Below are 16207 nucleotides of genomic sequence, written 5' to 3'. Positions count from 1 at the left end.
AATCGGCGAAACAATGTCAGAAAATCTTCATAATTCCATGAAAGTCGGAATTGTTCACTTTATGGCTTATCCGGAAACGATGGGTGGAGATGGTCCAACTGTTGAAACAATTAAGAAAATTGTACAAGATGATTTTTTCTCTGGAATTGAAATTACATCTATTAACAATCCTGAAGAACGTAAAGAGGCTACTCAAATTTTACAATCTGGTGGAATGACTGTAGGATTTGGTGCACAACCGATTCTATTAAGAAATAAAGGAAACCTTAATTCTTTTGATGAAGCCGAGCGCAGAAGGGCTATCGATTTAGTAAAAGTCGGAATTGACCAAGCTTACGAAGTAAATGCTGCTAAACTTGGTTTCTTAAGTGGGGCTAAACCAGATACTCAACAAGATGTTGCATTACAATTACTAACGAATTCTATCAAAGAATTATGCGATTATGCAAAATCTAAAGGTGATTTAGTACTCTCACTTGAAACATTCGATGATGAGACTGATAAGAAATGTCTAATCGGTTCGAATAAACTTGCTGTTGAAGTTGCAAAAGAAGTTCGTAAAGTAGATCCTACTTTCGGTTTAATGCTTGATTTAAGTCATTTACCAATGCAACGTGAAACTTCTTCTGATGCATTAACGGTTGCTCGTGATTATATTAACCATGCCCATATCGGAAATTGCTACATTAAAGATACTTCTGATCCTGCTTACGGAGATCAGCATCCGCGTTTCGGATATCCAGGAAGTGAAGTTGATGTTTCTGAATTGGCGGAGTATTTACGATCTCTATTAGAAATTGGTTACATCGGTGAAGGTATAAAGAATATAGTCGCTTTTGAAGTAAAACCTGTAGGTACAGAATCATCAGATATTGTAATTGCACAGTCAAAACGTACTCTCATTGATGCATGGTCATTATTACATTCAAAAAAAGGGCGTTTGGTTGGTTAGCCTACCTATATATTTACAATATGTATTAAACGGTGACAAGCACTTTTGCCTGTCACCGTTTAATCTAAAATTCAATTAGCTTATCATGCAGAATTCCTATTGAGCAACAACTAAATAAGGTGTTAATATGACTTTGCATTAAAAAAAACTGGATTTGTAATAAATAACAAAATTTTTTTAGAGATTAATTGGCAAGGAAGTGATCGATTGGTTAAACTTCAGAAGGATGTTGATGCTATAAGAATCAACACTAGAACCGAAGAACTTGCTGCTTGTTCATCTACATCTGTTGGTGTCACTAGACTACCTTTCACAGTGGAAAGTTTAAAAGCAGAAAGCCTAGTTGAAGAGTGGATGAAAGCAGCTGGGATGAAGGTAAGAAAAGATGCTCTTAACAATATAATCGGACGTTATGAAGGGAAAGATCCTACAGCTCCAGTTTTAATGATTGGTTCACATTTAGATAGCGTGATTGAAGCAGGTAAATATGACGGTATTTTAGGAGTTATAACTGGAATAGAAGTTGTCCAAACTCTTAAGGATAATGGCATTATATTATACAATCCAATCGAAGTGGTAGGTTTTTGTGATGAGGAAGGAGTAAGGTTTCACTCAACTTTCCTCGGTAGTAAAGCGATTGCAGGAACTTTTACCGCTGAAGATTTAGAAAGGGCAGATGAACAAGGAATAACAATTGCTGAAGCGTTAAAAGGAATTGGTATTGCTGACCCATATGCTTATAAAAAAGCTAGTCGTACTCCAGAAGAACTCCTCGCTTATTTGGAACTTCATATCGAACAGGGTCCTGTGCTTGAGAAGGAGAATGAACCTGTCGGAATAGTTCGTGGGATTGCTGGTGCTACAAGATTTTATTTTGAAATTATCGGGAAACCTGGTCATGCAGGGACAGTTCCTGTTGCCCTTAGACAGGATGCACTTTTAGGAGCGAGTGATCTCATTTCCTATATTGAGAACATAGCTATCCAAAATGAACCATTGGTAGCGACCGTTGGTAAACTTACTGTAAGTCCGGGTGCTAGTAATGTAATACCTGGCCTTGTAACAGGGACGCTGGATATCCGTGATTTAAATGTTGATCGTAAGAAAAAAGCTATTGATGCCATTTTAACTGAAAGTGAAAAAGTAGCAAAAGCTAGAGGACTCCAAATTCATTTTGAACAAGTCATGGAAGCCGATCCTGTATACTGTGATGAACAATTGATTACAGTAATCGAAGAATCCATTCACGAACTGGATGGAAGCGTCATCAGTCTTGTAAGTGGTGCTGGTCACGATGCAATGGCTATGGCGGATGTAACGAAAGTTGCGATGATTTTCGTTCGTTGTAAAGATGGTCTTAGTCATCACCCTGATGAATTCGTTACTGTAGAAGATATGGGTGCAGGAGCTAGAGTTCTTTACTCTACAGTAATTAAAATAGCCACAAAACAATATTGAGGGACATATAAGGTTTTATATAAATATAAGACTAACTTACAATAAAACTCGTGATCCGACTGTATCGGATCACGAGTTTTTTCAAAATGAATACATTTCAATCAGTACCTCTTGAACAAATCAGTCAACTGTTGTCAGAAGCATTTTCCTATAAGATTGAATGCTTCGAAGTGCTCATTCGATAAGAAATATATTTAAAGACAGAGATCCTTCAAGCGATGAAAACAGTCATACGTATCAACTCAGATCCAATGGTTACAAAAGGAGTTCCGTATGGACTCTTTATCATGTTCATAAAAAAGCCACTGAAATTCCTGGATTCCTCCATAATGGATTCTGTAGCGTAACTTCCAGAAAAGAAGTCGAGATTTACTCTTCATCTTGATCTCTGTCTGCGTGGGCAGTTTACCTTCAGTCAATGCCTTCTTTAGTATTTAGTAGTAATTACAATTACTTATTAATCACTGTTATCTCTGAAAATTGAACCCATGAGTAGGGCTATACGTAAATGAAGTGAGTTTTTTGAATCATGGACGGAATAATTCAAAATGTCCTCACATTTGGCAATTCGGTATTTAACGGTATTACGGTGAACAAACAGTTTTCTGGATGTAATCGCAAGTTCACAATTATTATCCAAATATACCAATAAGGTATTAACTAAGTCTTTTTCATCTTTATTTTTCGGATAGGATAGAGAACGTAAAGTATTTTCATAAAATTTTTTTAAATCTTTTTCGGGAATTAACCGAATCAGTTCGATTAATTGCTTGGTCTCGTAAAAGTTTATAAATTTATTTTGAAACAGTTCAGACCCATGTGTCCATGCTTCCACTGCCTCTTCGTATGTAAGGTGGATAAAGGTAAGGTCATTAGAAAAGTTACCAACTCCAAACGACAACGAAATTTTTAGATTTGAATAAGCCTCATTCTGGAATTCCTTCAGCCTTTCTTCTATTATGCTTTTAATCGAATCATTAATATTCAGAGGAGATTGCATCAAAATAACAAAATAACCATCTTTCATAAAAACGATGTTGTTAGTATCTATTTTTAAAAATGATTTATGTAAAAATTTATATAAATAGTCGTATAATCTATTCATTATTTCTGCACTTTTTTGTAAAGCGTTTTGTTTATCATAATCAATCTTACATACAATGCATACGTATTTCATATTGTCGATTAAGCCATGTTGTTTTCCCCTATGAATAATTTCTTGTTTGTTGGAAATCTTTCCATCAACAAGGGAAGCAAAAAAGTTATTTTCTAACAAACGACTGTTTTCTCTAATAGCCTCGTTTTTAAGCAGCGTGAATGAAATGACTGTTGATGCTTGCTCTATAGCTAATTGGGAAGATGGGTATGAAAGCTTCTCAGGGTGAAGAATTATTAGTAAATATGGATAGGGACGCATTGTTTTCACCCGAAACAATTTTATAGAAATGTCAGTATTTTGGATGTTAATTGTGAGCTGGTTTTTTTCTAGGTATGTTTCTATATCACTTTTAATGTGTTCCTGAACATTTTTCATAATGATTTTCATATTTCCTGTACGAAAATGATGAGAAAAGGATGTTACATCACCAATAGGATCAAGTAGGAGAACAGGACATATTAATAGGGAGCCAAGATTTTCAATTAAAGAATTCAGGCTGTAGCCTTTTATCATCATATTGGTAAATTCCTTGTGAATATGCATCGCATAAAATAACTCTTCGATTTGGTTATCCCATATAAAGCTTAATAATTGATGAGCAACCGCACCTAATGTTAATGTCTCTGGAATTTGAATAATGGGAAATTCTAATGAGTCAGCTAATTCGATTACTTCCGGCGGTATCTTATCAATGAATCTTTTAAGTTTAATGGCGATCCCTGCACATGGAAGTTCATTAATTTGGGAAATGAGATTGCATAATGCATGAGGGTCGTCTTTAAAAGCGTATCCTGTTGTCAATAATAGGGAGTTTTCAGCTAAAAAATTGATGGCATCTGGTGTTTCTGAAATCTCAATTGATTCTACTTTCCTTTTAAGTCCGGCATGTCCAGCAATAATTTTGGCTTCTCGAAACACATCAACGATAAATAAATCTTCTACCTTTTTCATCATACACCTTCTAATTCTACATTTTGTCAGTTTTTATTTCTAGAAAGGGAAGCAAACGAATGTTGTTAAATTTGGACAAAAATTTAAATGGTAATTGTTTACATCGCATAATGATTTTGTGAATTAATCCGTTTATAATCAATTGTATAGAGGATTGAAGGTTAATGAAACTGTTTTCATGATTTTTTTACATTCCATAAATATCAAGTTTTTATTATATTCAGCAACTATATTTATATTTAGAAGCACATACAATCATAATTTTTTTCAATGGTTAAAATTGTTTTTTTTAGATATTTTCTTCAAGAAAAGTACAGGAACGAGAGGATGTGGTTAAAGGGGCTTAATTGATGGGAATGTGAAACAGTCAGTGTAATAGTCCGAATATTAAAAAAATACTTTTAGGCAGGTATAAACGTTGAAGGGGAAAGTACACTCATTATTGACCGCTTTGGCGGGTTTCATTATGCAACTGTAAAAGAGGATTGGCTTTGATTTCCCATAGAAAGGAATGAACCTATGGCTACATATGATTTACTCATTAGAAATGGAAATCTTGTAATGTTTGATTCGATTGTTCAAGGAGATATTGCAATTAAGGAAGGGAAAATTAAAGAAGTGTCCATCGGAAAAAATATTGATGCTATTGCAACAAGAGAAATTAATGCTGAGGGGCAGCACATCCTCCCAGGATTAATTGACACTCATGTTCATTTCAACGAGCCAGGCAGAACTGAGTGGGAAGGTGTTCGAACTGGTAGCAGAAGTTTAGCGGCAGGTGGGGTGACAACCTATTTTGATATGCCATTGAACAGTACACCACCAACGATCAATAAAGAATATTTGGCATTAAAGAGAGCTTGCTCCGAAGAAAAGTCGGTAGTCAATTGCCGCTTTTGGGGTGGACTTACACCAGAAAATATTGAGAATATTAAGGAACTTGACGAAAATGGAGTAATTGGATTTAAAGCTTTTATGTCACCGAGCGGAATTATCGATTTCAATCATGCCGATGATAGTACGATTTTTAAAGGGATGAAAGAAATTGCCTCTGTAGGTTCACTTTTAGCCGTTCATGCTGAAAGTACAGTCATTTGTGATCAGCTTGCACAAGAAAAACAAAGACAAAATAAAACGACTGCAAAGGACTTCGTCGAATCAAGGCCGATAATTTCCGAAATTGAAGCGGTTAGAAGAATAATTTCATATGCTGAAGCTACAGGTTGTAAACTGCATATTGTTCATGCGAGCAGCCGGAAGGTAGTGGACATCATTAATCAGGCAAAGCAAAGAGGCCTGGATATTACGGTAGAAACATGCCCTCATTATTTATCTTTGACATTAAAAGACTTAGAGGAAAAAGGCGGATTGGCAAAATGCTGCCCTCCACTGCGTGATGATGAAGAAGTAGAACAATTATGGGAAGCTGTAGCAAACGGTGAAATTGACGTTATAGCATCCGACCATTCACCAGCACCTCCATCTATGAAAGAGGTAATAAATGATGACTTTTTCAGTGCCTGGGGTGGGATTTCTGGTGCCCAAACTACGCTCAATATTATGTTGACAGAGGGGCATTTTAACCGTAATCTTCCTCTGGGGAAAATTGTTGAATTAACATCAACGAATCCAGCTAAGTTATTTGGCCTTTATCCCCATAAAGGGATAATAGCCGTTGATAGCGACGCTGATCTGGCGATAGTTAATCTGAACAGAAGCTTCGAGCTGAAAAAGGAAGATTTGTTCTACCGCCATCAGCAATCGCCTTATGTTGGCAGGACATTCAAAGGGCAAGTAACGACGACGATCGTCAATGGGGCTATTGTTTTTGAAAATGGAAGCATTACCACTGTGGAAAAAATTAAAATCTAGAATTGTTAAGCAATAAAGGACTTAGAAAATCTTAATCATTTTATTCGCTTTCAGACATTTGTTTTAGGCTTACCAATTTTAAAAGTAAAAGAAGCCTGTAAGGGACTAGGACCTGATTACCTAAAAGAGAAAATCATGGATGAAGAAATAAGAAGATGTTTTATCTATAATAGACAAAAATATAATTCGTTTTTATCGAATAGGCATAATGACTATTCAAATGAAAGCGTTTAACATTTATATTAAGAGACTTAATGGTTTCTGACACAAGCTATTAATATATGAAAAAGAAGCTTCAATTATAAGTTAATCTATATCGGTAACAGGGAACACCATGATTCACATGCTTATTTTGGCTCACGATTAAAACGTTGATTGGTGTCATATGAATTAGCTAACAAAATACGATTAAAAGGAGAGTTTAAAAGATGGGTTATCCTAAAGATTTATTAGCAAGCAGATCAATAATTGAGCACGGTAAATATGCTTTAATTGCGCCTGAAGGATTGGTCAATAATGTTGTTCCAGGATTTGAGAATTGTATCATTTCCATTTTGGGTTCTCCAAAGCTTGGAGCAAGCTTTGTCGATTATATTGTGACAATGCAAAAGGACGGTAAGAACAGCGAAGGGTTTGGTGGACAAGAAGATGTAGAGACATTTGTCTATGTTATTGAAGGGAAAATAAAAGCTGCTGCAGGTGAACAAGAGTTTGTCCTCGATGAAAGCGGTTATTTATACTGTCCGCCAGGAACAAAGATGTATTTAGAAAACCAATTGGATGGAGATTCTAAACTATTCCTATATAAGCAAAAGTATCGTCCGCTTGAAGGACGGAGGCCATGGGTTTATTCAAACCACGCGAACAATATTGAATTTAGGATTTATGATGATATGCATAATGTCCATCTTAAAGATCTTTTGCCTGCTGATATAGATTTTGATATGAATTTTCATATTCTTTCCTTTGATCCAGCTGCATCTCATCCGTTCATCGAAACACATGTGCAAGAACATGGCGCTTACTTACTCTCGGGAGAAGGGATGTATAATCTGGATAATCAGTGGGTACCCGTAAAGAAAGGAGATTACATTTTTATGGGTCCATATGTACATCAAGCAGCCTATGCGGTAGGTAGAGAAAATTTAACATATGTTTACTCTAAAGATTGTAATCGTGATGCATCCTTGTAAAAGGTCACATCACTTAGTAGGAATGCGTAGATGCCAAATTCAAGAGATTTAATGCGGGCAGAATCTGTATTATAGGGAGATCTGGTAAGTGTAATTCAAACCCATTAAATATAAAAGAGGTGCTGAGATATGGACCAGAATATAATTTTGAACAAAGAGTCGATAATAGAGGAAAGAGTTTTTGAAATCGATAAAATAGCAAAATTCGATTCTAATGCACCACAAAAAAATTATTTCTATGAAACGGATAAAACTGTTGGGGCAGTTTGGTGTCTTGAACCTGAGCAGGAAGTATATTTACATTCTCATTCGAATGTTGATGATATTTGGGTTTGCATTGAGGGGGAAGGAACATACTTTCCGGATTTAGAGAATGAGATTACGATCAGAAAAGGAATGGTAGTATTGGCCAAGCCTAATCAAATTCATGGAATGCGTAATACAGGAAACAGTCGATTCATGTTTGTAGGCTTTGCTGCAGGGGCATTGCCAATGGATATAACAAGATATTAGAAAAATTCTAAGATTATTAAACAATTACAATATAATTTAAGTTTCTTCTTTCAAAAAACAAAAAAAGTGATTAAGGCGAAGCGATTGTAATGAAGACAGCGCTTCGCTTATATTTTTATTTATTAAAAGAGATGATTTGTAATTTTTACGAAGAAACTATGGCTTCCAAAGGAAATCAATACTTTTAAGAATTGGCTTCCTTAAAAACTCGCAAACAGACTTTATAAAGGAAATGGTGATGATTAAGATGAAACAGCAAGGAGTTACTGTAACATTATTGTCCTCTTTACAGTGGCTTTTTTTTATTTTTGCCAATACGGTTGTCGTACCAATTTCTGTAGGAGCAGCATTCCAGCTTCCTTCAGAAACAATTGAAATGACGATAAGATGCTCCTTTATCTTTACAGGAATAGCCTCTATTCTGCAGGCCTGGATTGGGCATCGTTATCCATTATTGGACAGCCATTCGGGGCTAATGTGGGGTCTGATGATAAATATGGGCATCTCTGCATCTGCACTCGGTTTGGATTTTGCAACCGTAGGAGGGGGAATTGCAACAGGTATTCTGCTGGCTGGAGCTGTAACCGTACTGCTTGCGGCATTTAACCTGATTTATATCATACAGAAAGTAATTAAGCCGATGGTGATAAGTGTTTATATATTTTTGCTAACCTTTCAGCTCATCTTTATTTTCTTCAAAGGTATGTTTAAAATAACCGAAAGTGGAACAATTGATCTCCCTGTCAGTTTGTTTTCAATCTTGATTGTCATCTTCGTTGGCTTTTTAAGGATTAAAGGAGGGAAAATACTTGGCAATTTCTCAATCTTAATCGGAATTATCGTAGGATGGTCATTATATCGAATTATTTTCCCTTCAGATCTTCCGGCGGCTAGCTCTTCAGGTATGGCATTCACATTCTTTCCCCTTGGAACTCCAAACTTGGATATTGGTATTATTCTTGTCTCCTTTTTTGCGGTCCTTCTGAATTTAACGAATTCTTTCGCTTCTATTCAAGCTGTTGCAGATGTTTACAAGGAAAAGGTGGAACATAGTCAATACAGGAGATCTATTTTTGTAACAGGTATTTTTGCGTTTATCTCTTCGATTTTTGGCTTGGTCCCTTTTACACCATTTACATCTACAATAGGATTTTTACAAAGTACCAAGTTATTTAAACGAGAACCATTTATTATAAGCGGATTCTTGTTTATTCTCCTTGGAGTTATTCCGCCATTAGGGAGGTTCTTAGGAACAATACCACTAACAATAGGTAACGCTGTTTTATTTGTCGCATACCTTCAATTGTTTGGGACCGCATTAAACAGCCTAAAAGGAACGTTATTCAACTCTGAAACGATACTCCGTTTAGCGGGACCAGTCCTAGTTGGAGTCAGCATTATGAATATCCCGCCAGCATCATTCGGCAGTATTCCTGTCCTCTTGCAGCCATTCATTACAAATGGTCTCATTATGGGTGTCATTATATCGATCTTTTTGGAAAAACTTATTGATTGGAATAAGTTAACGAATAAGTTGGAAGTCAGGCAGTAACCTTTATATCTACCTGAAAATGGATAAATGAGCAACAACAATAGGTGATTATTCTAAAAGGAAAAAATGGGATTTAATATTACAATTGAAGAAAAAAGGAGTTCATATAATATTGACTACTTTGGACATCAGTTGAAGGCAATGGTCAACTTTCTAACGATAAACTTGAAATTGATTATAAGAGAACAAAACAATAAATTGAGAACTTGATTAATCGATAACAAATTAAGTATTGAACCCGTTCAAAGGTAAAAGAGCTCACCTGGTTTACGAAATTTCTTCTCGGCGTATGCCCGGGAGTCAAACTAATTTTTAAAGGAGGAATACACCATGGGAGAATATGTGAAAATAGGTAATCTTCAAGTGGCTCCGGTACTTTTTGAATTTATCAATAAAGATGGGATACCTGGAAGCAAACTGAATCAGGAACAATTTTGGGTTGATTTTGAAAAATTGGTACATGACATGTCTCCAAAAAACAAAAAATTGTTAGCTCGTCGTGATGAAATTCAAACCAAAATCAATGCATGGCATAGAGAAAATAAAGAGATTGACTTTGCTGAATATAAATCATTTTTACAAGAGATTGGCTATCTCGAACCTGAAGGAGAAGACTTTCATATTACGACAGAAGGGGTAGATGATGAAATAGCCATCCAAGCTGGGCCGCAGCTAGTTGTCCCGGTGGATAATGCCCGTTATGCTATTAACGCTTCAAATGCAAGGTGGGGAAGCCTTTATAATGCCCTTTATGGAACAGATGTTATTAGCGAAAAAGGAGGAGCCTACAGAGAAGGGAGCTACAATGAAGTACGCGGTGGAGAAGTCATTTCATTTGCAAAGGATTTTCTTGATCAAGTAACTCCTTTAAAGGATTATTCACATAAAGACGCTGTGAAATATGCAGTAGTAGATGGGAAATTAGCTGTTACGCTCAGAAATGGAGAAATTACGAGTTTAGTAGAGGAATCTAAGCTAGTTGGCAATCAAGGTGAATACGAAAAGCCATCGGCTATCTTATTAAGAAATAATGGTTTGCATTTTGAAATCCAGATTGATCGAAGTCACATGATCGGTAAAATGGATGAAGCAGGCGTTAAGGACATTCTAATGGAATCTACTCTTACGACCATTATGGATTGTGAGGATTCTGTTGCCGCAGTGGATGCTGATGATAAAGTCCTGATATATCGAAATTGGTTAGGTCTTATGAGGGGGGATCTGACTGTAACTTTCAAAAAGGATAATAAAGTGATGACACGTACAATGAACCCGGATCGGTTATACAGAGCACCAGATGGAGAAGAATTCTCTTTGCCTGGTCGTTCACTTATGTTTGTCCGTAACGTGGGACACTTAATGACCACAAACGCAGTCCTAGATGCAAATGGTGAGGAGATTCCTGAAGGGATTATGGATACAGTCATGACTAGTTTACTTGCTAAACATTCCCTGTTAGGTAATGGTAAATATTATAATTCCTCTAAAGGATCAGTCTATATCGTTAAGCCAAAAATGCATGGATCCGAAGAGGTGGCTTTTGCCAATGAACTCTTTGATCGTGTGGAAGATATGCTTGGTCTACAGCGAAATACACTGAAAATCGGTGTTATGGACGAAGAACGTCGAACTTCATTAAACTTGAAAGCTTGTATCCGCCAAGTTAAAGAAAGAGTGGCATTTATTAATACCGGGTTCTTAGATCGAACTGGCGACGAAATTCATACTTCTATGGAAGCGGGACCCATGATCCTCAAAAATAACATGAAAGGATCAAAGTGGCTACAAGGTTATGAAAAATCGAATGTCAATGTAGGTTTAGCAACCGGTTTTCAAGGTCGTGCTCAAATTGGTAAAGGAATGTGGGCAATACCTGATATGATGGCGGAGATGCTAACGCAAAAGATTGGCCATTTAAAAGCAGGGGCGAATACAGCATGGGTGCCTTCTCCAACTGCAGCGACATTGCATGCTCTTCATTATCATCAAGTTGATGTAAAAAAGGTACAAGATGAGTTGAAAAAGAATCCAGTAAATTTACGTGATGATATTTTAGAAATCCCAGTGGCACAAAACCTCGAATGGAGTCCGGAAGAAATTCAGCAAGAGCTAGATAACAATGCTCAAGGTATCCTCGGTTATGTTGTACGTTGGATAGATCACGGAATTGGTTGTTCCAAAGTACCAGATATCAACAATGTAGGGCTGATGGAAGACCGTGCCACACTAAGAATTTCGAGTCAGCATATGGCTAACTGGCTTCACCACGGAATTTGTACGAAAGGACAGGTTTTGGAGACTTTACAACGAATGGCTAAAGTAGTGGATGAACAAAACACTGGAGATTCAGCATATCAATGTATCGCGGAAAATTACGACAACTCAGTGGCGTTTCAAGCGGCATGCGACCTAGTGTTTCAAGGCTATAACCAACCAAGTGGGTATACTGAGCCTATCCTGCATCGACGGCGCATTGAAGCGAAGAAAAATAAGTTGTAACAATAAGTGAAATTTTCGGGGCATTCATACGAACCAGGATGCAATGTTATTAAATTCATAAAGCTTAGCGCAGGAAAAACTAATTGTCTTTTTCTATTCATTGTTTAGGGCTTTAGGTTAAAGTGTTGGGGTATCCCGTATTATTCGATAAAATGGGGAACAAGTGATTAAAATTACTTGTTCCCCATTTTGGTTTAATTCTTTATAAAAGGCTGTTTTCGCATACTTTGTTGCTATTTACCAAGTTTAGCGGTGTGGTTGATTTCCCCTCCAGATGCCCGCTTTCCGCGGGGCGGGCGGTGAGCCTCCTCGGCGTAAACGCCTGTGGGGTCTCACCTGTCCCGCTGCTCCCGCAGGAGTCTCACACTTGCGCTCCAATCAACCTTAAATCGTTTCGTTTTAAAAACAACAATCTTTATGAAAAGAGCCTTATAAAAAGAAGAAGCTAAGTAAACATATGTGAATTAGAAAGTAATAAGAATAGTCTTCATCTTTTTAGGTTCGCAGACCATCAGAAGTTAATTTGGACGGCACTAGTAGAACAAGTATATTATTTATCAAAAAATACCAGTGAAATATGATAAGGTGCTAACTAACAATAAGTACCACTTCTTTTGATCATAGAAATCTGTATATTTTACACATTATTGGTTTGCTTCCATTGGTTATTTTGCACAAAAAAACACCAAAATACTAACAGAATTGTCAATGAAGTTAAATGCGAAAGCAAGTAAAATAATAGATGATATAAATTTAGTGAATATTCATCACGTGAATGGATATTGAGAAGGGGAGCGATGTGATGGGCAATCAAAACGAAAGATTCATAGATGAAAAGGATGATGTTGCATTTGATGATAAAATGGTTAGCATCTTTCGGGGACAACAGAGAGTAATGGGGTGACCCGGTTATTATATTCCAAGAATGGATGAGCGCTCAGCAAGCAATGAAAGCTGAGATGGAAAAAGAAAACCTTATTACATATTTTGATAGTGTAGGCAACTTGTTTGGCAGGCTTGAGGGAACGGATTCCTCCGGTGGAATCATTCTGGCCGGTTCTCATATAGACACGGTCAAGGATGGTGGCGACACTTGGCAGAATGGATGTTAAACCTAATGTTCCGAATGTCATTGCTGGTGAAGTGGAGATCAGTCTTGATATCAGGCATCACGAGGAAGAGGTTCTTGAAAGTTTTTGTAAGGAAATCCTTTCAACTTTCGAACCCTTGGCAAAAGCAGGTGAAATGAAGCTGGAGGTTTCACGATGGATGGATGTCAAACCTGTTGCGATGGATCGGGAAATGAATCGCCTTGTCCGACTTGCTGCTGTTCGTTCCAAGTAAGGGGGGCTTAGCCATTCGCCTAAGGAATTTACTAGTGTTGAGGATATGGAAAAGGGAATCGACGTTTTAAGTGAAATACTATATAAATTAGCCTATTAAAGGAGTTGGTTAAAATGGCATATTCAGAATTGAATGCACCGATGAGAACGATCATGACACCAGGGCCGGTCGAAGTGGACCCGCGTGTCTTAAGGGCGATGAGCACACCGATATTAGGGCAATTCGATCCTGCATTCACTACTATCATGAATGAAGTGATGGAAATGCTGCGTTTGGTTTTTCAAACAAAAAATAAATGGGCGTTTCCGATAGATGGTACCTCAAGATCGGGAAATGAAGCGATCTTATGTAGCATCATTGAGCCAGGAGATAAGGTTCTGGTTCCTATATTCGGCAGGTTCGGTCATTTGTTGGTGGAAATTTGTGAGCGATACGGAGCTGAAGTCCATACGATGGAATGTCCTTGGGGAGAGGTGTTCGAACCGGAAGCCGTCATCGCGGAAATCAAGAAGGTCTCCCCTAAAATAACAGCAATCGTCCATGGGGAAACTTCCACTGGTTGTATGCAGCCTTTGAAGGAAATCGGGTTGGCTTGCCGTGAATTGGGAGTCCTGCTTGTGGTGGATGCGGTTGCCTCCATCGGGGGCACCGATGTAAAGGTGGATGAATGGTGTATTGATGGATTGATAGGCGGGACACAAAAATGCTTATCCGTTCCTTCGGGTATGGCACCGATTACGTATAATGAGCGAATAGAAGAAATCATCCAGTCCCGTAAAAAGGTGGAACGTGGTATTGCGACGGATGAAGACAACCAAAAGGTTTCGGTCCGCCGGCCGATCGCCAGTAATTATTTCGATTTAAGCATGCTGCAGGATTATTGGGGGCCGCGCCGTTTGAATCACCATACAGAAGCTACTTCCATGATTTATGCGTTACGTGAAGGGTTGCGCCTTGTACTCGAAGAAGGTCTGGAAACGCGCTTTGCCCGTCATGAACTCCACGAATCTGCTCTCGTTGAAGGGATCAAGGCAATGGGACTTACGTTATTCGGGGATGGGAAAAACAAACTTCCATGTGTAACTTGCATCGAAATTCCAAATGGAATCGATGGTGAAGCTGTTAGAGCCATGCTGTTGAATGAATTTGGTATCGAAATCGCTTCCTCGTTTGGTCCGCTTCACGGGGAAATTTGGAGGATCGGAACCATGGGGTTCAGTTGCAGGAAAGAAAACATCCTGTTTGTATTGGCCTCCTTGGAAGCTGTCCTTTTGCGCCAGGGGTTCCAAGTTAATCGGGGAGAGGCTTTGCAGGCTGCCCTTGATGTGTATGTAGGAAAAACGGAGAAAGTGGTAGCATCACGAGGCTCTCTTTGAGTAATTGATGTCCATGTGCATCTTCAGCGAACCTGGCTGCGCTCATTGGGAAGGCTTTGAAACTGGATCGCAAATGTGGCGGCGGGAGGCTGCACCACATATTTCGATATGTCATTGTATGGAATCCCTTCAACAGTCGTTCGAAAGGCTCTCCTTGAAAAGGGCAAGCTCGGTGAGATGAAGTCGGTTATAGACTTTGGAATATGGAGAGGAATGGTCCCGGGAAATATCGATGATTTAGTGGATCTCGCCAAATCCGGAGTCATTGGGTTTAAAGCTTTTCTCTCAGCGACGGGAAATGAGGAGTTTGAACGAGCGGATGATTTCACCCTTTTACGTTGAGACGTGTCCGCATTATCTATTATTCAATCAGGATGATTTAATAGAAAATGTGCGGTTGCAAAATGCGCTTCCCCACTTAGGGGAAGAGAAGAACAAGAAAGATTGATTAACTATTTATATAGAAGGGAAATTCGATAAGATTTCTTCCGACCACTCACCATGCCTTTGAAAGCTGAAAGTTCCTGCCATACATAATGTTTTTGAAGCGTGTTAGCAAAACATAAGCAAAGCGTTTATATGGGCCCTACCTTTCCTTGCCAAATCACGGGAACCATTAATAAAGGGAAAATAGTTTATCAGATTGATGTAATAAGTGAAGGGGAGCGTAGGGAGTGGCTAAAAGTGATAGATTCCGGCTTGCGGGTCAATAACTAGGGAGAAGGCTTGGCAAATAAGGTTCGGGGCAATTGAATTCATTATAAGGGGGGATTCCGAATCGGGAATCCCCCCTTTTTTTCAGCTCTGCGCATGCATCATGGGCAAATCAAGGGAAAAGAAACCGGACAAGTGGATTGCTTGTCCGGTTTCAAACGTTTCTTATTCAACGTGGTCGACGAAATATTGATTTTTCCTGAATACCATCGCCTCCATGGTTGCGATCAATTCCCTTTCATTTAACACGTCTATTTTATACCATGCCAGTTTATGGTTTTTCTTTATCTCTTTTGCTCTAGCGGTTAAAGTCTCCCCCCGTTTGCCAGCTGATAAGAAGTTGATATTATTTGAAACGCCAACCGCTATTTTGCCATATGAATTGCTGGCTGCTGCGAATACATAATCAGCAAGTGAAAAGATAATGGCACCGTGAACCGTTCCATGTGCATTGAGCATGTGGTCACTTGGAATCAATTCTGCTTCAGCTGTGCCGGGACCGAGTTTCGTCAATCTCATCCCGAGAAAAGAAGCATACGGTTCGTCAAGCAGTACTTGTTTAATTTGGTCGTAATGCAATTCATGAACATCCTGATCTAAATGTGTGGTCATGAAAATCCCCCT

General features: G+C 38.3%; 12 protein-coding genes and 1 pseudogene. 11 read left to right on the top strand and 2 right to left on the bottom strand.

The window, feature by feature from the left end; translation table 11 throughout:
- Positions 1-13: 13 nt before the first annotated feature.
- On the top strand, positions 14-952 hold the full coding sequence (locus BW986_RS10040; protein ID WP_076367506.1) for a sugar phosphate isomerase/epimerase family protein: 939 nt from the start codon (positions 14-16) through the stop codon (positions 950-952).
- A 207-nt stretch (positions 953-1159) separates the two neighbouring features.
- On the top strand, positions 1160-2410 hold the full coding sequence (locus BW986_RS10035) for an allantoate amidohydrolase (protein ID WP_081395563.1): 1251 nt from the start codon (positions 1160-1162) through the stop codon (positions 2408-2410).
- A gap of 457 nt (positions 2411-2867) precedes the next feature.
- Here the strand turns inward: BW986_RS10035 and BW986_RS10030 are convergent, their stop codons facing one another.
- The gene (locus BW986_RS10030) at positions 2868-4520 is read right to left on the bottom strand and encodes a PucR family transcriptional regulator (protein WP_076367502.1); all 1653 of its coding nucleotides are present in this window, start codon (positions 4518-4520) and stop codon (positions 2868-2870) included.
- A gap of 519 nt (positions 4521-5039) precedes the next feature.
- Here BW986_RS10030 and BW986_RS10025 point away from each other — a divergent pair.
- The 9 genes and pseudogenes from BW986_RS10025 to BW986_RS31210 all read left to right on the top strand — a co-directional run.
- Positions 5040-6392 carry an allantoinase gene (locus BW986_RS10025; RefSeq protein ID WP_076367500.1) on the top strand — a complete coding sequence of 451 codons (1353 nt, stop codon included), beginning with the start codon at positions 5040-5042 and terminating at the stop codon, positions 6390-6392.
- A 428-nt stretch (positions 6393-6820) separates the two neighbouring features.
- Entirely contained in the window at positions 6821-7585 is a 765-nt protein-coding gene (gene allE / locus BW986_RS10020) for a (S)-ureidoglycine aminohydrolase (protein WP_076367498.1), read from the top strand.
- Positions 7586-7714: 129 nt separating this feature from the next.
- The gene (locus BW986_RS10015) at positions 7715-8098 is read left to right on the top strand and encodes a cupin domain-containing protein (RefSeq protein ID WP_260320809.1); all 384 of its coding nucleotides are present in this window, start codon (positions 7715-7717) and stop codon (positions 8096-8098) included.
- A gap of 247 nt (positions 8099-8345) precedes the next feature.
- The gene (locus BW986_RS10010) at positions 8346-9650 is read left to right on the top strand and encodes a uracil/xanthine transporter (RefSeq protein ID WP_076367992.1); all 1305 of its coding nucleotides are present in this window, start codon (positions 8346-8348) and stop codon (positions 9648-9650) included.
- A gap of 330 nt (positions 9651-9980) precedes the next feature.
- Positions 9981-12149, top strand: coding sequence for a malate synthase G (locus tag BW986_RS10005; RefSeq protein ID WP_076367496.1), 2169 nt, complete (start codon positions 9981-9983; stop codon positions 12147-12149).
- A gap of 947 nt (positions 12150-13096) precedes the next feature.
- Positions 13097-13261: a hypothetical protein gene (locus BW986_RS30140; RefSeq protein ID WP_179086039.1), complete on the top strand. Its 165-nt coding sequence runs from the start codon at positions 13097-13099 to the stop codon at positions 13259-13261.
- Positions 13251-13493 (top strand): hypothetical protein, encoded by a 243-nt coding sequence (locus tag BW986_RS29545; protein WP_076367492.1) that lies wholly within the window; start codon positions 13251-13253, stop codon positions 13491-13493. Before BW986_RS30140 ends, BW986_RS29545 begins: the two co-directional genes overlap by 11 nt.
- 113 nt (positions 13494-13606) lie before the next feature.
- Complete coding sequence (locus BW986_RS09990; protein WP_076367490.1) at positions 13607-14869, top strand: pyridoxal-phosphate-dependent aminotransferase family protein; 1263 nt, start codon at positions 13607-13609, stop codon at positions 14867-14869.
- Positions 14870-15374, top strand: a pseudogene (locus tag BW986_RS31210) (amidohydrolase family protein); the annotation flags it as partial.
- Between the two features lie 374 nt (positions 15375-15748).
- Here the strand turns inward: BW986_RS31210 and BW986_RS09980 are convergent.
- Complete coding sequence (locus BW986_RS09980; RefSeq protein WP_076367486.1) at positions 15749-16195, bottom strand: PaaI family thioesterase; 447 nt, start codon at positions 16193-16195, stop codon at positions 15749-15751.
- Between the last annotated feature and the right edge of the window lie 12 nt (positions 16196-16207).

The sequence above is a fragment of the Peribacillus simplex genome, assembly GCF_900156045.1.
Lineage (GTDB): Bacteria > Bacillota > Bacilli > Bacillales > DSM-1321 > Peribacillus > Peribacillus simplex_D.
The sequence above is the reverse complement of the archived record's forward strand: the minus strand, read 5'-3'. Positions and strand labels throughout refer to the sequence as shown.